We start from the raw sequence: 24,975 nt of genomic DNA on the forward strand, positions 1-24,975 counted from the left end.
CTGGATGTTCAACAAGAAAAAGAAGAAATAGAAGATAAGTAAATGAATCATTGCGGTTTCAGCTTGATGAATAGTAGCCGCTTCATCAAGCTGAGACTTCTTTCTTAACAATAGTATAAAAGGTAGGTAATTGTATGAGCTATCATATTCCCTCATATTTCTTGACGATTGAAGAAGAAGATTTGGATCATTTACGGAAAAATGTATGGAGCGACAACCCGATTCCCGCTTATTTAAAAGTTGGTGAAAATTCCTATGATATCGATATGGCCTATCGGGGCTCTTATACACGGAAATTCCGAAAAAGGTCTTATTGGGTTGAGTTTATCGAACCTGAAAGATTCTTTGGCGCTCAAAAAATCCATCTGAATGCTGAATACAGAGATCCCTCGTTAATGCGCAACAAGCTTTCTCTAGATTTCTTCGAAGACCTCGGAGTTCTTTCACCACATAGTCAGCATATCAATTTAACACGTAATGATGCCTTAAAGGGCGTATATTTACAATTGGAATCCGTGGACGAATTTTTTTTAGAAAAAAGAGGTCTTCCCTCCGGACCCATCTACTACGCTGTCGGCAATGGTGCAAACTTTTCCTTGGAAAAAGACGAAAAACCAAAACAATCGCTTCTATCTGGTTATAAACGAGTGTATGGCATAGAGTCCGACGATATTTTCCTGCATGATTTCATTCAAAAAATCAATACAACCCCTCTAAGTAAATTACATGATGTCGTCGCACAGCATATCCATATGGATTCATACTTACGCTGGCTATCCGCAGCCGTTTGTACGATGAATAATGACGGTTTCACGCATAACTATGCCTTATACCGCAATAGTAAAACTGGTTTATTCGAAATCATTCCTTGGGACTATGATGCAACATGGGGACGGAAAGTGAGCGGTGGAATCATGGAGCACACGTACGTGCCTATCGAAGGAAAAAAGAAAAATCACCTGAACATCCTTCTCTTACAAGTTCCTGAATTTCGTAAACTCTATAAAGATACAGTAGAAGAAATCCTGGAAACAACATTCACGGTCGATTATATGGAAGATAAAGTACACACCCTCCATCAAGCGTTACGACCCCATGTCCTCCTCGATCCTTATAAGAAGGGGCAGATCGATGTATTCGATCAAGAACCTGAATTCATCTTTGAATTCATTCGCAAACGGAATGCTTATTTAAAAACACAACTAAAAACCCTAGATAAGGAACACATGAAAACGAATCAGGATTGGCAGAAAGGAGATTCCTCAGTGGCACCCATTTGCATGAAAAACACAGGAAAATATGGACGCGGGATTTTCGCTACACGGGATATAAAAAAAGATGAACTGTTAGAGGTATCCCCTGTTGTCGTTTCGCCTAAAAAGGACTGGAAATACTTAAAGAAAACCTCACTATTTGAACATTGCTTCTATTGGGGAGACGATGATACAGCGATTGCCCTAGGATATGGTTCCTTATTTAATCATTCCTATACCCCAAATGCCAGGTATGATAATAATGAAGATCGTTTAACCATCGACTTTTATGCATATGCTGATATATTGGCCGGGGAGGAAATCACCATCAATTATAATGGCGAGGTGGACGATACAGATTCTCTATGGTTTGATGTAATTGAGTAATTTTTGCAAAAACCGTTCCGTAAAGCGAACGGTTTTACTTTTATAAACCTATCTTCTACCTCTTCCTTTTCAAAAAAAAACCGAAACCCCCAAAGGGATTTCGACTTTTCCAACGAATTACACCATCAATTCGTAATATCCTTTTTTTGAAAGAAGAAAAAGGTTAGCGCTAAGAATAGGAAATAATAGACGGCAAGCACACCTATAGAGAAACCAAGGGATGCCCCTTCGAACATGTTCACCGTTTCAGAAATATATCCTCTTAAATCGAGATGAGGAAATAAGACAAATTTTAACCACTCATTTTTTTCAATAAATGACTGAATGATCGCAGTCAACGTAGAAGAAGCAAATAAAATGAAGATAGCAATCCCCACTGCAAGGGCTTGGCTTTTAAATAATGTGCTTAACATGAAGGCGATGGCTGTGATCACCAAGAATCCTGGGATCCAATAGACCATCATATTCACAACATATTCGCCAACTAAAACAGGAGCGAATCCAAAAGAAGTCGGATCCATGATTTTATCTGTATAGGAACCACTTCCAAAGAATAAAAGACCAATTAGATAGCTGAATGCGAGTAAAATCACAAGTAATAGTGCCGCAAATAATAGGGAGGTAATGTATTTGGAAAGTAGGATCTTCCAACGTTTATAAGGCCTGATCAACAACTGCTTAATCGTTCCATCCGAAAACTCGGAAGACACCAGGGAACTACAAACGATGACGACAAATAAAGTAATGAATGAAGTGATGGATGTCGTCCATTCCGCCATATACGTCCAGTTCGTTTGAAGGTCTGGGTTTATGTTTTCCTTGAGAAGTTGTTCGTTAACTTCCATTTGTTCCTTGAAGAATTCCTTGTCTTCATCATCAAATTCCGGACTTTTCATTTGTTTTTCCTGCTCTTTTATATCTGCACGCACATCTTGCTTCCAGTCTGCATCTTTATCGACTGGGTTCAGTTTACTTTCTATAAACGCCGAGCCGATTACCATTAATAGAAGGAAACCAATAAACACATAGCTCGATTTTTTTTGAAAAATCTTCATCCATTCATTGCGTATCAAGGACATCATACCGTTTCCCTCATTCCCTGCTGTGTTATTTCAAAGAACTTATCTTCTAATGATTTTCTAGTAACCACGATTTCATAGACATCGATTTGATTCTTTATGAAACTACTATTTATACTGGCCGTCTGTCCACGTGTCGCTGATACGGAAATGGATTCCGCACTATGCTTGATCACTGGAAGATTAGGAAACTCTTCTAGCAAAATCGTTTTTGCCCGCTCCCCATCGCTAACCGTAAAGGCCACTTCATGAATATCCTCTTGTTTTTCTTCTGTTCTTTTTTCTTCCGTATGTATCAATTTACCCTTTTCGATAATGGCAAAGGTATCACACATTAATTGCATTTCTGAAAGGAGATGCGAAGAAATCAACACACCCACTCCCTCACTTGCCAGCAACTTCAAATGATCACGGAATTCACGTATTCCTTGTGGGTCTAAGCCATTGGTTGGTTCATCAAAAATCAATAAAGATGGTTTATGTAAAATGGCCTGTGCTACACCAAGACGTTGACGCATGCCCAATGAATAGGTTTTCACCTTTTTATCGATGGCCTCTTCCAATTTTACGATCTTGATCACTTCTTCGATCCGCTCAGGGGAAATCTTATTATGTGACATGTGAGCATAATGCATGATGTTCTTTCTGCCCGTCATATATTTATAGAATTCTGGATTTTCGACAATGGCCCCTAGTTGGTTCATTGCCCCTTCAAAATCTTTATCAAGATCATGCCCCTTGATCATAACGCTGCCGCCCGTGCGATTAATAAGACCGGTAATCATCCGGATAATCGTCGTTTTCCCCGCTCCATTCGGACCAAGCAAACCGAATATTTCATTGCTTTTGATTTCAAAACTCACATCATCGACAATGACGTTTTTCCCAATTTTCTTCTTCAAGGATTGAACCTTAAGAACTGTTTCCGACATAATATACCTACCTTTTTTTGAATTGACCTATAAGTCACCAGTATAAACGTATCATAATATCCACTTATTTTCCATCTAGTTTATAAGTACGTCTTTATTTTAGGCTATGTTCTAAAAGAATGTTGCTACAAGTATTTAATAAAGAAAGAACGTTTGAAGGTCCTAAATCATTCTCATTTCTATTTTACGGATGCCTTTCGCCTTCTTTGTTTCTCCAAGGAACAGTAAAAAAAATGATAGTTAAATAACCGAGCTTGGTGAAAATTCCCCAAGTTCTTTTTTAAGATTACTACTTATTCAAAACCATTTTTGAAAACATAGTATTATATAACTACGCATGATATGATAAAAAAGGAAAAAAATTCTATAAAATAAATCTATGTAACTGATTAGGAGTGTTGTTAGAATGAAAAAAATTATCTCGATTTTTGCAAGTGTTTGTTTACTAACATTATGTTTATCATTCAATTCAACCGAAGCTAAAACCACAAGCTATGACAAAGCCTATGCAGCAACAGTCCTTTCTGTAAAATCTTCAGCAGGAACATCGTATAAAACATTGGGGAAAATTAAGGTTGGGACAATCGTAAAAGTATATGGTGGCGTACCTATCGGTAAGGATCAGGATAACTTGTCCTCTTCTGAACAATATGGCTGGTCAAAAATCAAATACAAAGGTAAATACGGCTATGTAAAAACACACGAACTCCACTTTGCTGATCCATATAAATGGTCACCAGGAGTAAAAACAAAAACAATTAACGAGATTAAGAAAAATTATGTTGGCAAAAAAGATAAAACCAAACTAGAAAAAAGTGATCTAGGTTATTATGATATGTATATACAATTCAATGGAAAAGGTGATTGGCATCAACTTGTATATATTAACTGTAAAACAGGCTGGTATCACGGTTAATTAAGTAATACCTTAAAAACTTAAAAAAGAGCCATATCTATTAGATATATTTAATAGGTGTGGCTCTTTTATCTCTTTTTAGGTGGAATAAGAATCATTCGTATTTAATCGTAAAAAATTATAGTCAGCATATTGAATGACTTTTTGTGAATCTACAAAGGAAATTCGAATTTTAATTTAAGATTATAGGTTAGAAAATGTTTCAGTTGATGGATATTCAGAAGTCCGTCTAAGTGCATTTGAAGGAAATCACGCTATATAATCATATGAGAAATGGGGATTAACTATAAGATTCGATCCGCCCCTTCACTATCTAATTTATAGCCTACTCTATAGAAAAACGTGTTATCGAATAGGAAGATTTCACAATACCTATATGTAATCAATTCATTTCATCTGCCTCCCATTTATTAAACCCTACGTCTTTTACTCCATTCCTCCAGGGACATCATGGTAAAGTCTTCTTCGACATCCAATCTTAAAGGGGTGATCAATTCAAGGGAGTTACCATCGGGATCTTGAAAATAGATGGCTGCGTGGGCATGAGGGTTATTAGGTAGAATAAGCGGCTGCCTATCAGGTGGAAAGTCGAAAGCTGTTTTTATCTGAATTCCCTTATCTCCCAGCCATTCTTTCGCATGTTCAATATCTTTTTTGTCCACATGTAAGGCAACATGCCTCAGAGAAGGGTGGTAAGGGGTTTGCACTTTATCCGTTTCCCACAACCCTAACCAACTACGCCCCTTCTCAATCCAAAAGAAAGCTAAGGTATCATTTTGATAGGCTAGTTCTAACTCCAGTTGTTCATAGAATTCGATGGATCGAGCAAGATTTGATACAGGTAAATGTGCTTCATACAGGCCTTTGATCATGGGTTGGCTCTCCTCTGCTATGTCGGATAAAAAGGGTGTCTTCCCCTTCAACTCTTCGTTTTATCGATGATGCGGATTAGGTTTCCCGAGCGATCTTGAAAGATGGCGTATCTACCTGGTGGAATATCACATGGTTCCTTCACAAAATCCAATGTGCTGTTTTCATGGTAAAACCGGTCTACACTATCCACGATAAAAACGCCACCGGCCGAGAATCCTTCCTCATCATCTTCAAGCATTAACTGCACATCACTATCCGGAAGCTTTAACGCAACCGTATGGTCCCCTTCCTGCCAAGCTTCTTCAAATCCCAACACTTCCCGATAGTAACGGGATGAACCTTTTAAATATTTGACTGGATGACATAAAAAAGCTAATTTCATTTTCTCGCCTCCCACATATTTTTCATTCCTTAAGACCTTTATTTCTTCAGGACAATGACAATCGAGGGATTCAATTTCTTTAATTCCTCAAGGAACTTTTCACGATTTTCCGGGGAAATAAGCACCGTTTTGCCATTCCCATATAGGATTTCCAACCGGTCGAGTGAAAGCGCTGGCGAAGATAATGGATTAAAGGTTCTTCTTATCGATCTGATTTCATAGACCGGGATGATTTTATGAATGAATGCCGACCGAACGACCAAACTATTTCTCTCTATCACATAATAGGTCGTAAACCATATCCAAAGAATCAAACCGGCTACCGGCACGCCTATATATAGACTTGTCAGGTCTTGATCCGTGAATAGCGGGATGAAGACTGCGATGATTATCCCTAAGAAGACAGGGTAAGTCCACCAATCTTTCTTTGATTGAAATTTCATTAAAACTCTCCTTTTACTCGTTTTGGGATGGTCAAACTTTTCCAGGCATCCCCCTTTTGCAGCTTGGCTATATAGACGATCTGGCCGATATGGTAGGAATAGTGATACATTTGTCGCTCAAGGGCCTCAATCAAGGTATGGGGTTCTTTTCTAATGAATATGTCTCGAAGCAGATGTTCCTTCTTGATGGCATGCAAGGAATAAAGAAGGACATTCCATCCCTTTTCCCAAACCTCGATTAACTCTTTTCGACTGGTAATGGCAGGCTCGAATTCCGCATCTCGGTCCCTGGACTGTTTCTCCCCATCTGTATATAAAAAGTCCGTCCACCGTGAAACCATATTCCCGCTCATATGCTTCACGATGATGGCGATACTATTGGATTGCTCATTCGGTGACCAAAAAAGCATCTCCTCATCAAGCTGTTCCATCGCCTTATCCGCTGTATATTTCATATCCTTAAACCGCCATTTAAACACCCTAATATATTCAGAAGAAATATCGTTTGACATCTCACCATCCCCTTTGTATGTATTTCTCTATTAAAGGGGGATTTCCTTCTCTTTATCACTGATTGAATGGGATAAGTTTTAGGTGATTTAGGAGTAAAAACTGGAACTACATCAAATAATAAGCCAGTATTTCATCTTAAATAAAGGAGATGTTTTTTATTAAAAACCTGTTCATGAAGGTAACGTTATTGATTATGTCATTTGCCTTAATTTTCTCACCCCTACATACGGAGGCCAAAGGTAAAGCCAATCCTTCAAGGCAATGTATGGAAGAATCGTCGGTTCAACTGCAAAATGCTTTACGGAAGCTTTGGATCGATCATACGATCTGGACAAGAAGCTATATTGTCAGTGCCATCTCAGGCCTGGATGATCAAGAAAAAGTGTTAGCACGGTTATTACAAAACCAAGATGATATCGGGAATGCCATTAAGCCCTATTATGGGGAGGAGGCCGGTGACAAGCTGGCCCAATTGCTAAGGGAGCACATTGTACTTGCAGGAAAAGTGGTGGAGGCAGCAAAAAGCGGAAACCAAAATAACTTCAAGAAATACAATACGGAATGGTATAAAAACGCTGATGATATCGCCCTCTTTCTCAGCAAAGCCAATCCAAATTGGAGCAATGAAGAATTAAAGGAACTGTTATATATGCATCTGCAATTGTTGACAGACCAAGTGAGTGCCCGACTTAAAAAGGACACAGACGCTGAAATTGTTGCTTTTGATAAAGGAGAAGACCATATTATTATATTGGCGGATGTTTTAACCAAAGGGATTATCAAGCAATTTCCTAAGAAGTTTTAGATTTTGAACGAAATATTTCATAGCAATAGCAATGGTAAAGTAGCATTCTTTCATTGAATGCTATTTTTTCTGTATCTTTTTGGAATTTTCTATATAATGGTAATAACTAACAGAAAAAGAGGTGATAAAATGGAGAATCCATTCGAAAATTTCCCTACTTTAGAAACGGAACGACTAATCCTGAGGAAAATAACGTGGGAAGATGCTGAAGATATTCATGTTTACGGTTCTGATGAAGAAGTGACAAAATACGTCACGTGGGATAACCATAAGACACTGGCTGATACTAGAGATTTTATTGACTTTGCCATGGCACAATATGAGAATAAGCATGTCGCTCCGTGGGGAATCCAGTATAAAGAGACTAGGAAGATCATCGGAACCATTGATTTTGTCTCGTGGCTGGTCGGGCATCGTGTGGCCGAAATCGGTTATGTACTTTCTCAAGATTATTGGGGAAAGGGAATCATGACAGAAGCTGCCAATGAAGTGATTGCCTTTGGCTTTAACCGGATGAATGTCGTTCGAATTCAAGCAAGATGTTTCGTGGAGAATACAGGATCCGCACGGGTGATGGAGAAAATAGGTATGTCATTTGAAGGAACCTTGAGAAAAGGCATCTTCGCAAAAGGAAAACATCAAGATCTTAACATGTACTCCATACTACAAGAGGAGTTCTCCCCGCTTCATCAGCCCAAAACGGAAAATAACATTTAAGCAGCTTGTCCTTTCAAGCTGCTTTAGTTGGAGGAATGATCGATGAATACCTTGTAAATTTCATTTCTGTCATTACCAATATCCACTCGTTATACTTCTCATAAACTCCTCCCCTTTTTTTAACGCATCAAATAAATTTATGATATCCTCTAAAACCGTAATCATTACAATTTTCACATATGGTTTGAATTTTAGTCGCTTTTAGTCCATCCATTACAGGTATTTAAATATCCATTTGGATCATATCAGGCATTAATTCTTCGGTACGTTTAATCGCTTCTTCTCCATTTTTCCCTTCTCCTATAATAAGAAAGTCTTCAATTCTTCTAAGATTCCTCGAATTCCTTCTCTTGCCTTCTCTTTCAATAGAATGATCATCATATTATTTAATCTTTTCATTCTGTCTATACTAATGTTATGAACATTTACACTTCAAGGAAATGTTGTCTGTACACCATGAGCATGGTTGGTATCCTCATTAAATTTATACATTTATTAGCTAGACTAAAGTGTGAATCCATTCGAGAGCGAGGAGACTAAAGAAGTGAAAATAATGTATTATATCTTGTTTCTCCTCTTATTATCATTTTGCTTGCCAGCTGTATCAGAAGCCACAGGCACTTTACAATCTAAAATTGATGAAGCTCCAAACGGTGCCACGATTAAAATAGAGGAGGGAGAGTATGAGGAGACAGTAATAATCTCCAAGCCAGTAACCCTAGAAGGAACAGGTAAAGTCCTTCTTCGCTCTTGTGAGGATAAACCGGTAGTTACCATTCTCAACAAGGGTGTTACTCTAAAAAATATGATGGTGGAACATTGTGGGAGTGATAAAGAAGACACAGCTATTTATGTTACTGGTTCTCATCATATTCTGGAAAGACTTAATATTGAGACTAAACATTTGGGCATTATACTGGACCATGCAAATGACATGACCATCCAAGACAGCGAGATTATTGGCATAAATCGAGGGAATGGAATCGATTTATGGAAATCTAACCGAAATAAGTTTGAAAACCTTACTATAACGAATGTTTCTGATGGGATTTATTTAGAGCAAAGCGACAAGAATATCTTACGCGGAAATAACATCCAAAAATCCCGTTACGGTATGCATCTCATGTTCTCCAATGATAATATACTTGACGAAAATGTATCTACATTAAATACAACAGGCACGGAGTTAATGGAATCAAAACGGACAGTCGTTAGTAATAATCAGTTTTCTTCTAATAATAATAGTGTGAATGCTCAAGGACTGTTACTATATTTAGCTTCTGATACTGAGGTGACCGGAAATGAGTTTATATCCAATCGAGTAGGCATTTTTATCGAAAAAGCTGAAAACAATCGATTGAAATCCAATAAAATCATGGACAATTTTACTGGAATACAGTTTTTAAAATCGAATGGAAATAAGGCAATGAATAATACATTCGTCGGAAATGTCAACGATGCCCAGGCAATAGACAGCTCAAATAATCAACTGGACGGTAATTATTGGGATTCAGCTAGTAAGGTTGATTTAGATGGGAATGGCAAGAGTGATATTGTCTATACTGCCGACCCATATTTTCTTACCTTAACAGCGGATGTTCCGGAATATCAACTATTTTTCCAAGCCCCAGGAATTATCATGTTGCAAAATATGTTGAAAAGTCCATTTGAACAGTTATTAATAGATTCAGCCCCTCTAATGGACATGACCATGGAAGTAGAAAAAGAACAATCATCTAGTTTTAGTTTATGGTTTATGAGTGCAGTGATGATTGTAGCAAGTTGTAGTTTATTTATATTTGGGAGGAAAAAACGATGAAGAAAAAACTATTTAGTTTCCTTGCAGTGGCAGGAATAATGATGAGTATCACAGCATGTGGGAATGATGAGGTTAAACCTATTGCAATTAATGAAGCGACGGACACTTGTGAAACATGTAATATGGCCGTTATTAACGATCAACATGCTACCCAAATTATTTTAGATAATGGTAAATCCATGGTTTTTGATGATATAGGCTGTATGTATGATTGGGTTCATGCTAATGAAAATAAAAAAATTGATGCTCAATTTGTCCGTGATTACAACGATAAAGAATGGATTTTAGGAAAAGATGCAATTTATGTATACAATCCATCGGTTAAAACACCAATGGCCTACAATGTACTATCATTTAAAGATAAAGCTTCCGCTGAAGAGTTTGCCATTGCAAATGAAGGCAGTCAGCTAATGTCTGCAAACGATTTAGCTGACCATGGGTGGGAGCAAAACCATGAAATGATGCAGAAACATAATATGAAGGACCATTCACATTCAGACGGAGAAGAAGATAGCGGTTCTCATTGAAGAATAGGGGCCAGTTCCATTTTCGGGCTGCCCCTATTTCTTTATCAGGTATCTAGGTATCTGACCGTTATATATTGAGATGATTGGTGAACTACATGTTAGACATATAAGATACTGAAGTAGAAGATTGTTCGAAAAGAGGGAACAAAGATGTGGAATATTTGGTTTTCTGAACTGCGCATGACCGTACGACAGCGATCGTATTATTCTTTCTTGGGCTTGTGGGTCGCTGTATTGTCTCTCTTATTTTTATTGCAAAGCAGCTCCCCCTCCTTAACTGGTTATACCAATACGACTGGTACTATAATCAACGTCGCTTTATATATCATCCCACTTTTCATGTTGATCATTGGTTCCTTTTCAATCGCCAATGAGATGGAAAATGGACAATGGCGGTTATTGAATACCTATCCGTTATTTACTTTGTCTTACATAGTGGGCAAAATAGGTGGTCAATTCACGGCTCAAGCGATCGTTTTCACGTTCAGTTATGGAATTAGCTTGGCCATAGGGATAGTGAGTGGGAATATTTTTTCCAGCGACTGGCTTTTATCTATTTACTTTTTCTCTATTACTCTAATTTTTTTCTTTCTCATCCTTGGGGTAACCGTAGGGTGTATCGTATCGACAAGGTGGCAGGCATTATCAATTTCCGTCATTATCTGGTTTTTTCTAATCATGATTTGGCCGACTGCATTGATTGCTATCTTAGGTTTGCTCCCTTATCCTTGGATTGCCCCCATGATGAAATTTTTCTTATTTGCAAATCCCGCTGAAATCATTCGGGTGTCCTTTGTCATGTCACTTGATGCAGAGTCGGTTTTTGGTCAAGCATATGATTCACTTATGACTTTCTTAGACTCTCCTTTCGGAATTATTATCTATATATTATATGTCATTGGATTTTTGTCACTGACGTTATTATTTTCGATGCTCATGCTGGAATGGAGGAAAAGGCGATGACAGGATTAAAAGTGGATGGTGTCTCGAAGGTTTATAAGAAAAAGACGGCATTATATCCATGTTCTTTTGAAGTAACAGAGGGAACTTGTATCGTATTATGCGGTGGAAATGGTGCTGGCAAAAGTACATTATTACAAATAATTGCGGGTCTTCTATATCCATCTAGTGGTACAACTTCTATTAACGGAAAAGTCATTAAATATGATCGCGAGAACTATTTAAAAGAAATCGGTTTCATGCCTGATGACTTCCAAGCCCAGGAAATGATGACAGTTGAAGAGTTCCTTAGTTTTTATGGATCTTTACGGAAAGTGAAAAGCGAAAGGATTAATGAAGTAATCGAGTTGATAGGTCTTGTTGATAAGAAACGTGAACTAGTAAAAAGTTTGTCTAAGGGCATGCGGCAACGATTATTGTTCGGGCAATCCATTTTAGCCAAACCGAATGTTTTGCTACTGGATGAGCCCACTAATGGATTGGATCCCTACTGGGTTAACCAGTTCGTTGAAATTCTTAATCAGATTAAAAAAAATGGTACAATCATTGTTTTTTCTACCCATATGATGGATGTAGCAGCCGAGACGGGAGACATTATTCTATTTATGAAACAGGGGGAAATCATTCAGATAATCAAGAATGAGAATAGATTAGAAGAGACGACAATGAAATTGTTGAAGCTTCATCGCCAATAGGATTCCTTGCTTTTCTTTACGTGTAACGGATTAAATGCAACAAACTTCATCTCATTTTCTTTTAAAATGTGAGCTAAGCTCAGCCAATATTGCCCGGTAGGCTCCATGACTATCATCACTTTTCCCATACAATCTAACTCATTCCAACTTTTACACAAGAAAAGAGACACAATGCCTTATAAGGAATATTCTTGCTAAAATTAATCAACTTGCGAATCAGTCGATAACTTTTACAAAAATCACATGAATGAAAATGGATAAGAGAATGCCGGCCACTTAACTATAATTAGGTGGCTTTTTGCTGTATGCCTTGATTTTGGGACATTTTTTATCATTTCACTAGCAAACTAGCTTATGATTTTAAAAGATAATGACTCTTTTTCAGTAACCCCTTATCCGTTTCATCCATGTATCAGTCAAGATTCAGGTTATATCAGTCAATGGAGGCTTTTTATCAGTCAATGGAGGCTTTTTATCAGTCAAACTCGCCGATTTATCGGTCAAACTTGCCGATTTATCGGTCAAATGCCGGGAACAAGATGAAATCGCGCAATCTTTCACATTTTTTTATACAAAAACAACCAAATCCCATGAAACAAGGGATTTGTAATCACATCGAACCTCCCCGTTTTCTCAGATTCCGTTACATGTATTAACAGTTCTTTGGTCCCTTTGCGGTGTTTTTCCGTTCCCTGCACGAAAGAATCGGTAGCCAAACGAATTGTATACGTGAGATACAACAAGGAGGACAAACATGAAGAACATTATATGCATGATCATCACGGTTTCGATATTCATGATAGGATTAGCGATGCCGACTAAAGGTGAAGCGGCCCTTGGAGATCGCACGCTATCGCAAGGTACAAGCCATAGTGATGTAAAAGAATTACAAGAATTATTGCTGACAAAAGGGGTTTATCCCTATCATGAGGCAACAGGTTACTACGGTTCCATTACAAAAGAATCCGTGAAGGAATTCCAGGAAAAATCGAACCTGAAAGCCGATGGAATAGCAGGTTTACAAACGAATCAAAAAATACAGGTTCTTCGCACGGGGGACATCGGTAAGCATGTGGCCGATTTGCAAAAATTATTGAAGGTGTGGGATGTATACACATCAACGGTTGATGGGATATTCGGCAGCGGTACAAAACAAGCCGTCTCCACATTTCAAAGACAAAAAGGATTGACTGCCGACGGAATTGCCGGGGCAAAAACCATGAGTAAGCTAGAAACGAAAGCCAATTCAGTTAGTAACAGCTCGAAGACTTTGACGGTTTCAAGTACCGCTTACACGGCAAGTTGTGAAGGGTGTTCGGGTATTACGAGAATGGGCGTAGATTTGAAGAAATATGATGATGCAAAAGTAATTGCCGTCGATCCGAATGTGATTCCATTAGGTTCAACAGTGGAAGTGGAAGGCTATGGGAAAGCACTCGCTGTGGATACTGGGGGAGCGATTAAAGGGAATAAGATCGATGTATTCATCCCTAAACAAGCGGATGCTTTAATTTGGGGTAAAAAACAAGTCAAGGTGACAATAGTAGATTAATAGTACTTCTAATAGAACAAAGGCAAAAAGAGCATGGTGACAAACACATGCTCTTTTTGCTTTTCAATGTTTACTCGTTTGTCAGAGATTAAAGAAATTAACTCGCTTTTTTAAAATCTTTGGTTTGTGCTGATCCCCAAATTTCGTTGGCCCATTCAGGATGGTCGATGAATGGATTACGATTGTGCTGCCATTTTTCATAAATGACCTCATTGCGGTTGCTCTCGAATTCATCAACTGGATCGAGTTCATTCCACTCCAAAAGCGTTGATAACTTTCCATGAAGCGGCTTTGGATACGTATTGACCGTATCGGAAAGTTCCAAGTCAAGCTCACCGTTACCCTCATAGCGAACGGCCATGTAAAACAGCATGCGGGCGACATCGCCTTTTACATTGTCAGGTGGCTCCCATGAATCCGAATCAACCTTACAGTCACATCCGCTATAGCCTTGGCCTCCATTGTCGAAATCCAGATGCCCTCGTTTACTATTCACCGACACATCTTCCGGACGAAGGTGATGAAGATCTGTCCCAGGACCTACGCTTGTCCCAAAATTCCCATGGGATTTAGCCCAAACATGCTCACGGTTCCACTGTCCCGAATTCCCTCCATTTGAACCTTTCGAAATGGATTTTCCAGAGTACAGCAAGATGACGTTTTTAGGATTATTGGGATCTTCATCTGCATCCTTAATGCCATCCCATACTTGTGCGTACGTCAATTTTTTCTGACTTTTAATGATGGTGTGGAGCGTCGTTTTCAATTCGTTGCCCGTTTTTCCGGACGCTTTTTGGTAATATGCTTCGAGTGGTTTATCCTCTGATACTTTCAGGCTGAAACTAGCAATCACTTCTGAAGACTTGTCCTTTGCTGTTACAGCGACAATATAATTTCCCACTTTATCGGTTGGAAGGGTCAATGTAGAGCCTACAATTGAACCGAATGTAGACGAAAAAGTAAGTGAATCGTTATCGGGATCCTCAAAGTACTCACGTAAATTAAGAGTAACCGTCGAACCCACTTTTACATCTACATTTTCTATTTTCTTCTTTACAACTGGGGCTTTATTCTCCTTTGAAGCGAAAGGAGAAGCAATCGCTTCCCCTTTTGCATTCAAGAACTTGATTCCAGACGTATTGACACCTTTTTTGGTCGTCCATTTCTGGACATTTTCAGCGCCTCTGATTTCTTTGATATAGTCGTTATCAATGATGACTTCTTTTACCTCTGCACCACTGAAATCAATGATGGCACCTGCTTTCGTCGGCTCAAGAATCACCTTCGTATTTTTCAAACCGGAACCCTGCAGTTTGGCATAGTCACTCTTGATGAAGATGCCCTCTTCGATGGTAGAGTCCCCATCAAGATTGATCAAAACGCTCGGTGAAGCAATCGTAAGTTTTTTTGTTTTGAATTTGGATAGATGATACGTCTTTTCTGGAACGATTGGTTCTACTGCTCCTGATGCCGTTAAGTCGGTCTGAATCAATACAGGGTCATGATCGCTTGCCCGTCCATGTGTTTCCATGAAGGAGGAGTTAATATGAACGATGTCCACTTTTGTGGAGTCTGCCATATTGTTGGATACAAGAATATGATCAAGTACTTGGGAGTTTCCTTGGTATGTGTACGAGTAACGTTGTTTAAACGGTACTTCCTCAATCATATTTTTTAATTCTTTACCCTTTAACTCTTTAAGTGGTGCTGAGAATTCAAAGTCATTAAAGTCTCCGAGCAATACAATATGTTCATCAGGATTTTCTTCCGTGATTCCTTTGACAAATTGATTGACGATGGAAGCAATTTTTAGTCTTTGAACCTCACTTGATAGAACAGGTGGCTGATTTTTCCCGAATAAAGGTTGATCACCGCCCTTGGAATTGAAATGATTGGCGACAACGACTACACTTTCCCCTTTAAATTCAAACTGGGCAGCCAATGGCTTCCTGCTTGAAGCAAAGGCCGAATTAGTAGGATCGATTCTCCCAGGGTTCAAGGTAAGCTTATCCCCTTTATACGCAACGGATTCCGTCGGCTTCCCTTTTGTTCCCTCAACTAATTTCACACGGTCTGTATTATACAAAAAGCCTACGCGGATATTTCCACCAGGTGCCCCGCCATCCGCTTTATCTTCTGGAGCAATATCAATATATTGATAGGTTGGTCCGCCTGATGCCTTGATTTTGTCGATCACTTTCTGTGCACTTTGACTGGCATCCGTCGTTCCACTATCTGTTGCCCCGTCATTATCCTGCATTTCCGTCACGCCGATAATGTCCGGCGCTTTGAGATTCGTAATGATGGAATTTGCTATGGTTGTAACCTTTAAATCAGCCGTTTGTGTTGAGAAATTCTCGATGTTATAAGACGCAATCGATAGTTTATCAGACTCTGCTGATAACGACGTCACTTCCCTGGCTGTTCCGCCATCCTGTAATGTTGGCAGCTTGTTTTTGTCCGTCAGCACTCTATAGTTGCTATAGCCGTAGCTGATTACCCCGGTAACATTACTTGTAAAGAAATCTCCTGTTTTTGCGACGAATTTTTCATCATCCATATCCAGGGTGATTCTTTCAGGGTTATAGTCTTCTTCCGTAACTTTGAGTCCGCCCACTGCCGTGCTTGTTTTCATATCTCCCGGAATTACAACCAATTCACCATAATCTTGGGGAGCTACCACTTTCGGTTGATAGACTTCTACGAGCATTCCTTCTAAACTCTCATAAAAATCAATTCCGTCTTCTATCGGTTCGAAATCGGTCAGTTGATCATCATCGATATTTTCAGAAGGCGGGATGACATCTTTGCCTATAACTATCGGTTTCGGAATGGCTAGAGTACCCGTCTTTTTAATAGTCGTATTGGTCAATTCAGTCGTTGGCAGATCCGTCGTTTTCATTTCAGCGTAGCCCTCGACATACCATTCCACAACTTTACCATCCACCGAGACGGAATCTCCCGCTTTCAACCCATGCGCTTTGTTGTAGACAAGGATTCCTTCTGACGTCGTCAAATCATCGTCCGGATTAGGATCTTGCATGTAAAAGTTATTGGCATCTTTTACATACGTGACGACACCTTCGACATTTGAGACGAGCTGATTTTCATACGGTGAAAAATGATTCATTCCTTGAATGTCACGAATCTTCAAGTCATTCGTTTTCGTGACGATATAGGAAAATGTGAATACTTCCGATGTTTTGTCGTTCACGGCGATTGCCTTGATGTCTGTATCTTTCGTTAACGTTATCGGTGCTGTGTATAACGTGCTTAAAGAGGTTGGGGTAGAACCATCTAACGTATAATAAATCTTTGCTCCTTCCCATCCAGATTCAAGGGATATTTTTGTATTTTCACTGACTGTACCAGGATAAACATCCGTATACACAGCTGGTTTGTTCACCAATTCATAGTCTTCAAGCCCTCTTGGCTTAAGCTGATACGCATCATTGAATTGTGAAGCGATTCCAGTGACGGAAATGAGGTCTCCTTCTTTAAAGCTCTTCAGGAAATCCTCATAACTCGAACCATTCCGGTTATCATGGCGAACGAGTACGGAATGACCTTTCTCATCTTTCGCTTTAAATTCGAATGTTCCATATGTGCCCGATGCTGCCAATTCAGTGATGGTCGCCTTTTCAATGGTGACTAGCTCTCCTTGTGTGGCCTCATTGACTCCTGCCGCATCGATTCGTTGTGTTTCAGGAAGGGCATTCCCAGAAGAAACCACTTCAAGGGTCGTAGGTTGGATTTGCAATTCGTTACTATAAGCAGAGACCTTTCCGATTAATCGAACCTTATCTCCTTGCTTCACGTCCGTTGTCCATGAAGTTCCATACACATAGAGTCCAGCGGTTTGGTCTTGGATGTAAAAACCTTTTCCTCCCCAATAGCCAATGCCTGTCGTAACGATTCCTTCAATCTGCACCACATCTTCCGTATTCGTGCGTGCCTCTGCAAGGGAGCCCAAAACCTTCACATCAGGTTGCTCTGGCGGTGTGTCACCATCGCTAATGATTGTGTAAGCAGTGGGAGATTTAAGACCAGGGACACTGAAGTAAGCTTCCAGTGAACCAGTAATCGTCACCTGTTTCTTGAGTAGCTCCGGGTGATCCACTAGATTCAAGGCTGTCCGAATATTACCGCTAGGTAGCTGAATCGGCATAATTTTTTTACTGTCGGTTTCATCCGGACTATCCGCGATTCCGATATTGGTATTCACGGTAAACGGTGCTTTTTGGACATAGCTTGTACCACTAGATGCTGTTCCTACAATATATCCTTTCACCGTTTTACCTTTTCCACTGTTATTCGCGATGGCTTCCGCTACAGATAGGAACTCTTCCGCTTTTGCGACCGCTGCATATGGCAAAATCGTTGATAGAACTAATAATATGGCAAAGAAAATCTTACTTATCCCATTCTTCTTCAAGTACTCAACCCCTCCAGTTTTTTATTAAAACTTGGCGATGTTACCTGTCAGTGAGTCAGATAGTTCCTCTCCCTATCTATTAAAAAATGGTGTCCCCCTTGACTGTGACGTCCGTCAGATTTACGCTTTTCCCATTCAGCCCTGATACATCCAAATCCCCTTCCACTATCACACCTGAAATAGTAAAGGGCTCTAAAGGAGTTCCAGTCAAGGTTAGGTTACCTTTGACTACTATATTTTTCAAAGATGAGAGCTTTGTGATATCCAATGTGGTATTGCCCTCGTATGTTTTGGTTGGATCTTCCGGTGTATCAGGTGTACCTGGGTCCGGTGTGCCTGGTTCAGGATTTGGTGTAATCCCAGAAACGTCCGTAATCCGTCCCTCGATGGTTGGGTTGACCGTTTTTAACTGGCTTACATAATCCGCAAGGTTCTCCCAATCAGGAAGGCCGATGTCCGTCACTCTTCCTTCTGCATAGGCTTTTGCAAAGACTGTAAAGCCATCTCCACCCTTGGCTGTAAAGGCATTGGTGGCTACTGTATATTGCTTGGTTTTATCCAATTCGCTATACGTTCCATCTTGTCCTTTCACTTCAACCTTTTGTACGCGTTGACCCGCATCCTTTGTGCTGTCATATGTGAATTTCATGCCGGATACATGTAGGAAACCGCCACTCTCTCTCGGTGCTTGGCTCACGCTATGTTCCAATGCTTGCGTTATTTCCGCACCAGTTAGCTTCATCGTCGCCAGTGTATTGCCAAACGGTAAAACGGTGAGGATATCCCCTAATGTGATGTCACCTTGATCGATACCGGCACGGATGCCTCCACCATTTTGGAAAGCTATGACCGTATCTTTATTAAATTCCTTTGCTTTCGTCAGCATGGCATCGGTGATCAAGTTGCCTAATTCCGTTTCGTTTTTACGGACACTTGGTTTCGTAACGTCACCTGAATCACGCGGACTTTCCATTGCCTTCACTGCAGTTGCGCCCGTTTTGCTTTCTTTTACTTCCTGAATCTTCTTGGAGTAGGTTTCCAACTTCTGGGCCGCTTCTGCATCATCCTGTTTGTCGGCAAGCTTGATCAATTGACCTGCTTGTCCTATAATTTTTCCTTTACTATCAAATTCAACATCGAGCGTACCTAGATAATCACTATATTGATAAGCTTGGACAACGACCGTCGGGTCTTTCGTTTGTCCTTTTTCATCCTCACTGATCACAACTGGACCGTCTAACTGTGTATGGCTATGTCCACCGACGATCACATCAATCCCTTTTACCTTAGACGCCAGCGTTAAATCATTATCATATTCGGCATTGTCATCATACCCAAGATGGGAGATGGCGACGATTTTATTCACGCCCATGCCTTCGAAAGCTTTCACGGCCTTTTCTGCTTCTTCCAGATAGTTCTCGAATACGATACTGCCAGGGCTTGAAATGTCTTTCGTTTCTTCTGTCGTCAGTCCAAAGAACCCGACCTTCTCACCATCGATATCCTTCACGATGCCATTATAGATTTTTCCTTGTTCAGGTTCACTCGAATATAGATCCGAGAATAACCCTTTAAATTTATCGTCTTTGGAAAAGTCTACATTCGAACTGACAAATGGGAACTTGGCGCCTTTAATAAAATCGGCTAATGCTTGGTGCCCTTCATCGCTTGACCCTAAATCGAACTCATGATTTCCGAATGTCATCACGTCATATTTCATTAAGTTCATGAATTGAAGATCGGCCTGACCCTTGAATTCATTGAAATACAAGGTTCCTGAGAATACGTCACCCGCATCGATCAAAAGCGCCTTTGGCTTACTTTCCCTTACTTCCTTAACGGCAGTCACCCGTTTGGCCACGTTATCCAAGTGAGCATGCGTGTCATTCGTATGCATCAAAGATAGGGTGAATTGAAGCCCTTCATCAGCTGTTGCAACCAACTTATCCGCTGCTGCAATCCTTGCTTGGAAAGCCTTCTTATCCGCTTTATTGATTCCAGTTAAATCAATAGCCGCTTTCGCTTGTTTAGCCGCGTTGATCTGTGCTTTCGTCTTAAGTGGTCCCTTTGCCAGCTTTTCGTACGCACTTACTTTCTTTTCTACTGCTTTTTTCTTTTCGGTATAAAGGGCCACTTCATATTTTCCGTTTACTTTCTTCGCGTAAGCATGGATGGCCTTACCGAGCTTCGATGTTTTGCTTACCTTTTTCAACTGGCCTGAAACGGCGTCCATCCGTTTGGCAGCCGTTTTCAAGTCCCCTTTTGCGATCCAATACTCGGCCTTATCATAGTAGTACGGCACTTTAAGATCCCCGTTTAAGGATTTTTTCGTTCCTTTGGTGAACTTATCGTATAGAAGGGCTTCAATCTTGGCGCCGTACACGGTATCTTTAATGTCCTTTTCGGTCTTTTTCACAGCGGAATTCAACGCGTTATATTTTTTCTTAACCTCCGTCGGTTTTTGGGCAATGACGGAATTCGTCAGAGACTTAAGTGCTTTATCATGGGCTACCTTAGCCTTTTCCGCCTTTTGATAGCCTTTCACATAACCCTCTGCCCGTGTTATGTATTTATCATAGGCCTTGATTTCCTTTAGTTTTTCATCTTTTTGTTTTTTCGTTAAGGTTGATTTTTTAATCGAAGCGGTTATGTCTTTTTTCGCTTGTTTTGCAGCTTTGGTTTGTTTCTTGATGGTGGATACGGAAGCGAGTTTAGAAGAGTAGAAGTACGTGTCGAATGGCTTTTTGATGGTGGCCTTCGCTATCTTGATTTTACTGGTTAAGCTTGTTGTTGCAGCATCCGTTGGCACCGGTGCCACTACGACGATAGTTGATGCGGCCAGTACGGTGGCTGACGCAAATTGAATCATTTTCTTTTTCCCCATAAAAAATAATTCCTCCCCATTCTTTTTCTATGCCGAAATAAGGTTTTATTAGCATGCCCACCGAGGACTCAAGGCAAAACATGCTTTCATAAAACAGAAAATCTCAGCATATCCCATTATCACAAATCCATTTTTCTAGATATGTGTATAACCTATAATACAACAGAATATTCCAAATTTATATCAAATCCATGATTTTTTACACAATATTGACATTTTTATAACTTGACAAATGTTGTTCTCTAGCATCTTTCTACATCACTTTACAAAATCCAGCTCCCTCTGCCATAAAAATCTCTATAGTAAAAAAGCGATTCCTCTTCATGAAGAATCACCCGTTTAATCTGTACCTATTATAGAACCGCTTCCATGATCCTCCAGTTAGCAAGAAGCAGACAAATGACGATGCCCGTTTTGATGATATTCACCATCAGCCTATTGTACGTTACCTCCTTGTCTTTATCTTCACTTTTATAGATTCGTAAGTTGATGGAATCAGGATACCTTTCAACAAGGCTAAACACACCAAAAGCCAATAGCCCGATTAATGGCAGGCCTAAAATGCTTTTCTTATCTCCCCATTGGGATACGGCACCCGATGGATCAAAACTCATAGGGATGCTATTCGGTAGAACCGGCCACTTTAAAAATATGTATACAAACATCATTATAAGTAGAATCATCGAAACACTATCTAATAAACTCTCAACGAATGTTTTTTTAGTTGTTACTTGTTGCTTGTCCATGGTCTCCTCACCTTCTTAACATAGCCAATTCCTTTGCCAGGATGGAAGGACGGAATTTCTTTTGATGAAAGAACTCCTTTAACTCTTCCGGAGTCTGATAGGAAAGCCTAATATGGTAGTAATTGATATGTTCAATGATGGCGAATGCGTAAAGAAAGATGAACCAATAATGACCGACCCGAAACAGGGTGAATTGATAAACGGCTACGAGTAATCCTATCAAGATCAGAACAATATTAATCTTTTTAAACGCACGGAAAATACGTAGTGGAGCAGAAGGCAGCCCGACGAACTTCTTTTGCTTCGCTTGTTTCCATTTCAGAAACCAATAGAGGCTCCCTTGAAGCAGGATGAACTCCAGCACAACAAAGGCATAGATAGGCGGGAACGAAATCAAGTAAGGATCCGCCCATTTCTGTTGCTGAATGAATAACAACCACAAAGCGGCAAAAAGGACCGTTGCCGTAAACTCACCTGTCCATAAACTGTATAATTTCCGGTTCGCTTTTTTTTGCATCTAATTCCCCCTGTATACATTCGAATATTTTTTTCTATCAATTTCTCTCTTCAGCTTTCTACATAATATTTCTCTAAAAAACAAAATAATCCTTCCAGGCACCCCTCATGACTACCAATTTTATATGGGTATCCTTGATCCTTTTATTAAAAAACCATGACAAATCGATAAGCTAACTTGTCCGAAGTCGCATTAACTATATAAACCAGTAGAAAAGAGGTGAATTACATGTCTGATTCTGTGTCCATTCCTAGACCTCCTGATGTAGTGACGATACTATGGGAAAGAAATCCTTTAAGACCTCACTCTTCTCGTACAATTGTAGAAGCTACAGTCATTGGAAACGCTGATTCCTGCAAGCTATCAACAGGTAAGTCCTACCGAAAAGCTGTAAATTGTCTACTATCAAATGATTTTGTAAGGGTTTCGAATACCTGTTTGGGAGTTTTCGGGGTTTCCGTCTTCGTCCGTAAATTCTAGTATATTTTATTTAAGAGAGACGATATTGGACTGAAGGGTGGATAGGTAAAAGGTTCAGGCCAAGCGTGATAACCCGAACCTTTTCCTACTTATATTACTGAAGAATTTTGTCGAAAAATCGATATAATGGCAAAATCCGAAGATAAATGAGACGATTTCGAAGATAAAATTGCCTTTTCGTAGATAAATGTTGAAATAAGCTATATATCGTAAAAACCACATGAACCTAATCATGTGGTTTTTACGATATTATTTATATTTTGGAATTTCAATGTTTAGATTATAGGAATCTAATAAACTATATAGATTATAAATCTGTTTTACTTGCTTCACGGCCCAGCCGATATCTGTTGCATATTGGTGTGTGGCATATCCATAACTGCTAGCCCCAGCAGGATTCCATCTCATTTTATATAAGGTGTCCTGACCTGTGGAGATATAGCCTTTGGCGATGAATTCTGCACCGCCGATGATGGCCGCTTCCGGAGTGAACCATCCTGCATTATAGGCATATTGCGCGCCACTGCTTACTGCCGTTCCATCATACGCGCCGATTCCATACATATTATAGACCGTCTTTCCATTCACCATAACGCCTGTTGCTAATGGTGAAGTCCCTTTGCCCGTTTCCAATAATGCGTGTGAAATAAGATAAATATCATTGACTCCATATTTATCCCCTGCCGTCATGAAGGTGGCTGCTTGTCCTTCTAAAATCCCTTTGCCGGATAGGATTCTACTATTCACTTCGGCAGCATTCAGGTTCGCACTTTGAGAGAGTTTGACAAATTGAAACGAGTTAACTGGATCATCCACGAAATTATCTGGATTCAGATGATATTTCACATCTTCTGGACTCGCATTGACCCAGGTTTTATTGATATCGACTTCATACCAGTAATAACCGTCAGAGCCTTTCACCTTCGATTTGATTGTAAGAGACTGATTATTGCTGACCGAACCGACTACCCAGTTATCCGGACCAGCTCCTCCCCGTACTCGCCAGCCCGATCCATTGACCGTACCTTTCGTGGAAGAGGTCAAAATAATACCGTCTTCACGTATGTAGGTTTGGTAGCTTTTATCCGTTTGGGCATTGACGGCCATCTGCAAATCTACCATCTTGTCGATCGTCAGGCCATATTCTGTATAATTCTTAATGACCGTTCCAGGAGCATTGCCTGGAGTTTCTGCAGCTATGTTAACTAAATACTGTGAGCTCACATATCCCGTTTTCCCATTTGCTGAAACCTTTGCCCAACCATCAGATTCAGAATACACCGTTACCGCCGTATTATTGGCAAGCATAGCCACGATAGAGGCAGACGTCGAGGCGGCAGATCGCATATTGAGATTAGATCCATCGTTCACCTTCACGAATTTAATGAGCGTGTTTTCTTCAATTGGAGGGGTAGGTTCCGGCTTTTCATCTTTCGAATTTGGTTTGGTCGTTGAAAGATATTGCGAGCTTACATAACCTTCTCCACCATATACTTCAATATTTGACCAGCCATTCGATTCAGAAAGAACGGTAACCTCTACACCCTTCGCCAATTTCACAATGATGGAGGCGGTTTCTGTCGGTTTATTCCGTACATTGAGTGTACCTGAGCTTACATTCACATATTTTATCTCTTTGACAGTTGGTTCAACTACAGGCGTTGAGCTTGGCTTTGTTGTGGAAAGGTATTTTGTATTCACATAACCTTCCTTATTGTTCGCCTTGATTTTTGCCCAGCCATTGGATTCTGAATACACCGTGACCTTCGTCCCTTTCGTTAGCTCGGTGACGATTGCCGCACTTGCCGAACCACTTTTCCGCATATTCAGCGTACCTGAACTTACATCCACGTATTTTGTCGTCGTATTAACCGGAGTGGAAGCTGGTTTTGCCATGACGGGCTTCTTTGTGGAAAGGTAGGTTGTATTCACATAGCCTTCCTTATTATTCGCTTTGATCTTTGCCCAGCCTTTTGACTCTGAATACACCGTTACTTTAGTGCCTTTGGTTAATTCAGTGACTATTTTCGCGCTCGCCGAACCACTTTTCCTCATATTCA

21 protein-coding genes and 2 pseudogenes are annotated in these 24,975 nt (G+C 40.0%); 11 read left to right on the plus strand and 12 right to left on the minus strand.

Annotated elements, in window-relative coordinates; genetic code table 11:
• Nucleotides 1-134: 134 nt before the first annotated feature.
• Both ACIQXU_RS05040 and ACIQXU_RS05045 read left to right on the plus strand, forming a co-directional pair.
• A pseudogene (locus ACIQXU_RS05040) lies at nt 135-1,214 on the plus strand (CotH kinase family protein); the annotation flags it as partial.
• A gap of 66 nt (nt 1,215-1,280) precedes the next feature.
• Nucleotides 1,281-1,640, plus strand: a complete 360-nt coding sequence (locus tag ACIQXU_RS05045) for an SET domain-containing protein (RefSeq protein WP_402987408.1) — start codon at nt 1,281-1,283, stop codon at nt 1,638-1,640.
• Between the two features lie 125 nt (nt 1,641-1,765).
• Here ACIQXU_RS05045 and ACIQXU_RS05050 read toward each other — a convergent pair whose 3' ends face one another.
• Entirely contained in the window at nt 1,766-2,722 is a 957-nt protein-coding gene (locus ACIQXU_RS05050; RefSeq protein WP_402987115.1) for an ABC transporter permease, read from the minus strand.
• Nucleotides 2,719-3,651, minus strand: coding sequence for an ABC transporter ATP-binding protein (locus ACIQXU_RS05055; RefSeq protein ID WP_402987117.1), 933 nt, complete (start codon nt 3,649-3,651; stop codon nt 2,719-2,721). The genes ACIQXU_RS05050 and ACIQXU_RS05055 overlap by 4 nt, the downstream gene beginning before the upstream one ends.
• Before the next feature lie 406 nt (nt 3,652-4,057).
• Between ACIQXU_RS05055 and ACIQXU_RS05060 the strand changes: the two genes are divergently transcribed.
• Nucleotides 4,058-4,567 (plus strand): SH3 domain-containing protein, encoded by a 510-nt coding sequence (locus ACIQXU_RS05060; protein ID WP_402987119.1) that lies wholly within the window; start codon nt 4,058-4,060, stop codon nt 4,565-4,567.
• A gap of 410 nt (nt 4,568-4,977) precedes the next feature.
• On the opposite strand, the gene ACIQXU_RS05065 is transcribed toward ACIQXU_RS05060, so the two are convergent.
• From ACIQXU_RS05065 to ACIQXU_RS05080, 4 genes are read right to left on the minus strand one after another with little or no spacing between them, the layout of a single operon-like run.
• The gene (locus ACIQXU_RS05065) at nt 4,978-5,439 is read right to left on the minus strand and encodes a VOC family protein (RefSeq protein WP_402987121.1); all 462 of its coding nucleotides are present in this window, start codon (nt 5,437-5,439) and stop codon (nt 4,978-4,980) included.
• Nucleotides 5,440-5,486: 47 nt separating this feature from the next.
• Nucleotides 5,487-5,822, minus strand: a complete 336-nt coding sequence (locus ACIQXU_RS05070; RefSeq protein ID WP_402987123.1) for a VOC family protein — start codon at nt 5,820-5,822, stop codon at nt 5,487-5,489.
• Nucleotides 5,823-5,860: 38 nt separating this feature from the next.
• Nucleotides 5,861-6,265 carry a PH domain-containing protein gene (locus tag ACIQXU_RS05075; protein WP_402987125.1) on the minus strand — a complete coding sequence of 135 codons (405 nt, stop codon included), beginning with the start codon at nt 6,263-6,265 and terminating at the stop codon, nt 5,861-5,863.
• Nucleotides 6,265-6,777: a DUF1572 family protein gene (locus ACIQXU_RS05080; RefSeq protein ID WP_402987127.1), complete on the minus strand. Its 513-nt coding sequence runs from the start codon at nt 6,775-6,777 to the stop codon at nt 6,265-6,267. Before ACIQXU_RS05080 ends, ACIQXU_RS05075 begins: the two co-directional genes overlap by 1 nt.
• Nucleotides 6,778-6,935: 158 nt before the next feature.
• Here ACIQXU_RS05080 and ACIQXU_RS05085 point away from each other — a divergent pair, with 158 nt between their 5' ends.
• The 6 genes from ACIQXU_RS05085 (at nt 6,936) to ACIQXU_RS05110 (ending at nt 12,301) form a co-directional block, all read left to right on the plus strand.
• A complete protein-coding gene (locus tag ACIQXU_RS05085; protein ID WP_402987411.1) occupies nt 6,936-7,583 on the plus strand; it encodes a glycosyltransferase in 648 nt (215 codons plus the stop codon).
• A gap of 129 nt (nt 7,584-7,712) precedes the next feature.
• Complete coding sequence (locus ACIQXU_RS05090; RefSeq protein WP_402987129.1) at nt 7,713-8,300, plus strand: GNAT family N-acetyltransferase; 588 nt, start codon at nt 7,713-7,715, stop codon at nt 8,298-8,300.
• A 553-nt stretch (nt 8,301-8,853) separates the two neighbouring features.
• On the plus strand, nt 8,854-10,119 hold the full coding sequence (locus tag ACIQXU_RS05095; protein ID WP_402987414.1) for a right-handed parallel beta-helix repeat-containing protein: 1,266 nt from the start codon (nt 8,854-8,856) through the stop codon (nt 10,117-10,119).
• Nucleotides 10,116-10,646 carry a nitrous oxide reductase accessory protein NosL gene (locus ACIQXU_RS05100; protein WP_402987131.1) on the plus strand — a complete coding sequence of 177 codons (531 nt, stop codon included), beginning with the start codon at nt 10,116-10,118 and terminating at the stop codon, nt 10,644-10,646. The genes ACIQXU_RS05095 and ACIQXU_RS05100 overlap by 4 nt, the downstream gene beginning before the upstream one ends.
• 150 nt (nt 10,647-10,796) lie before the next feature.
• Entirely contained in the window at nt 10,797-11,609 is an 813-nt protein-coding gene (locus ACIQXU_RS05105) for an ABC transporter permease (RefSeq protein WP_402987133.1), read from the plus strand.
• Nucleotides 11,606-12,301: an ABC transporter ATP-binding protein gene (locus tag ACIQXU_RS05110; RefSeq protein WP_402874135.1), complete on the plus strand. Its 696-nt coding sequence runs from the start codon at nt 11,606-11,608 to the stop codon at nt 12,299-12,301. Before ACIQXU_RS05105 ends, ACIQXU_RS05110 begins: the two co-directional genes overlap by 4 nt.
• Nucleotides 12,302-12,303: 2 nt before the next feature.
• On the opposite strand, the pseudogene ACIQXU_RS05115 reads toward ACIQXU_RS05110, so the two are convergent.
• A pseudogene (locus ACIQXU_RS05115) lies at nt 12,304-12,429 on the minus strand (hypothetical protein); the annotation flags it as partial.
• Nucleotides 12,430-13,055: 626 nt separating this feature from the next.
• Between ACIQXU_RS05115 and ACIQXU_RS05120 the strand changes: the two are divergent.
• On the plus strand, nt 13,056-13,853 hold the full coding sequence (locus tag ACIQXU_RS05120) for a peptidoglycan-binding protein (protein ID WP_402987135.1): 798 nt from the start codon (nt 13,056-13,058) through the stop codon (nt 13,851-13,853).
• A gap of 97 nt (nt 13,854-13,950) precedes the next feature.
• Here ACIQXU_RS05120 and ACIQXU_RS05125 read toward each other — a convergent pair whose 3' ends face one another.
• From ACIQXU_RS05125 to ACIQXU_RS05140, 4 genes are all read right to left on the minus strand, one after another.
• Nucleotides 13,951-18,288 (minus strand): endonuclease, encoded by a 4,338-nt coding sequence (locus ACIQXU_RS05125; RefSeq protein WP_402987137.1) that lies wholly within the window; start codon nt 18,286-18,288, stop codon nt 13,951-13,953.
• Nucleotides 18,289-18,367: 79 nt separating this feature from the next.
• Nucleotides 18,368-21,172: a 5'-nucleotidase C-terminal domain-containing protein gene (locus ACIQXU_RS05130; protein WP_402987139.1), complete on the minus strand. Its 2,805-nt coding sequence runs from the start codon at nt 21,170-21,172 to the stop codon at nt 18,368-18,370.
• A 353-nt stretch (nt 21,173-21,525) separates the two neighbouring features.
• Nucleotides 21,526-21,918 carry a DUF1648 domain-containing protein gene (locus tag ACIQXU_RS05135; RefSeq protein WP_402957299.1) on the minus strand — a complete coding sequence of 131 codons (393 nt, stop codon included), beginning with the start codon at nt 21,916-21,918 and terminating at the stop codon, nt 21,526-21,528.
• 7 nt (nt 21,919-21,925) lie between these two features.
• Entirely contained in the window at nt 21,926-22,435 is a 510-nt protein-coding gene (locus tag ACIQXU_RS05140; protein WP_402987141.1) for a hypothetical protein, read from the minus strand.
• 228 nt (nt 22,436-22,663) lie between these two features.
• Between ACIQXU_RS05140 and ACIQXU_RS05145 the strand changes: the two genes are divergently transcribed.
• A complete protein-coding gene (locus tag ACIQXU_RS05145) occupies nt 22,664-22,915 on the plus strand; it encodes a hypothetical protein (protein WP_402874120.1) in 252 nt (83 codons plus the stop codon).
• Between the two features lie 249 nt (nt 22,916-23,164).
• On the opposite strand, the gene ACIQXU_RS05150 is transcribed toward ACIQXU_RS05145, so the two are convergent.
• On the minus strand, nt 23,165-24,975 hold a 1,811-nt coding region (locus tag ACIQXU_RS05150), incomplete at its 5' end, for an SH3 domain-containing protein (protein ID WP_402987143.1).

Origin of the sequence: Peribacillus sp. NPDC097284, assembly GCF_044761765.1 — a bacterium.
GTDB lineage: Bacteria > Bacillota > Bacilli > Bacillales > DSM-1321 > Peribacillus.

Bases quoted from the DNA above. Each gene is read 5' to 3' on its own strand.
- ACIQXU_RS05045 (WP_402987408.1), top strand. From the start codon at position 1,281: ATGAAAAACACAGGAAAATATGGACGCGGGATTTTCGCTACACGGGAT.
- ACIQXU_RS05050 (WP_402987115.1), bottom strand. From the start codon at position 2,722: ATGATGTCCTTGATACGCAATGAATGGATGAAGATTTTTCAAAAAAAA.
- ACIQXU_RS05055 (WP_402987117.1), bottom strand. From the start codon at position 3,651: ATGTCGGAAACAGTTCTTAAGGTTCAATCCTTGAAGAAGAAAATTGGG.
- ACIQXU_RS05060 (WP_402987119.1), top strand. From the start codon at position 4,058: ATGAAAAAAATTATCTCGATTTTTGCAAGTGTTTGTTTACTAACATTA.
- ACIQXU_RS05065 (WP_402987121.1), bottom strand. From the start codon at position 5,439: ATGATCAAAGGCCTGTATGAAGCACATTTACCTGTATCAAATCTTGCT.
- ACIQXU_RS05070 (WP_402987123.1), bottom strand. From the start codon at position 5,822: ATGAAATTAGCTTTTTTATGTCATCCAGTCAAATATTTAAAAGGTTCA.
- ACIQXU_RS05075 (WP_402987125.1), bottom strand. From the start codon at position 6,265: ATGAAATTTCAATCAAAGAAAGATTGGTGGACTTACCCTGTCTTCTTA.
- ACIQXU_RS05080 (WP_402987127.1), bottom strand. From the start codon at position 6,777: ATGTCAAACGATATTTCTTCTGAATATATTAGGGTGTTTAAATGGCGG.
- ACIQXU_RS05090 (WP_402987129.1), top strand. From the start codon at position 7,713: ATGGAGAATCCATTCGAAAATTTCCCTACTTTAGAAACGGAACGACTA.
- ACIQXU_RS05095 (WP_402987414.1), top strand. From the start codon at position 8,854: ATGTATTATATCTTGTTTCTCCTCTTATTATCATTTTGCTTGCCAGCT.
- ACIQXU_RS05100 (WP_402987131.1), top strand. From the start codon at position 10,116: ATGAAGAAAAAACTATTTAGTTTCCTTGCAGTGGCAGGAATAATGATG.
- ACIQXU_RS05105 (WP_402987133.1), top strand. From the start codon at position 10,797: ATGTGGAATATTTGGTTTTCTGAACTGCGCATGACCGTACGACAGCGA.
- ACIQXU_RS05110 (WP_402874135.1), top strand. From the start codon at position 11,606: ATGACAGGATTAAAAGTGGATGGTGTCTCGAAGGTTTATAAGAAAAAG.
- ACIQXU_RS05120 (WP_402987135.1), top strand. From the start codon at position 13,056: ATGAAGAACATTATATGCATGATCATCACGGTTTCGATATTCATGATA.
- ACIQXU_RS05130 (WP_402987139.1), bottom strand. From the start codon at position 21,172: ATGGGGAAAAAGAAAATGATTCAATTTGCGTCAGCCACCGTACTGGCC.
- ACIQXU_RS05135 (WP_402957299.1), bottom strand. From the start codon at position 21,918: ATGGACAAGCAACAAGTAACAACTAAAAAAACATTCGTTGAGAGTTTA.
- ACIQXU_RS05140 (WP_402987141.1), bottom strand. From the start codon at position 22,435: ATGCAAAAAAAAGCGAACCGGAAATTATACAGTTTATGGACAGGTGAG.
- ACIQXU_RS05145 (WP_402874120.1), top strand. From the start codon at position 22,664: ATGTCTGATTCTGTGTCCATTCCTAGACCTCCTGATGTAGTGACGATA.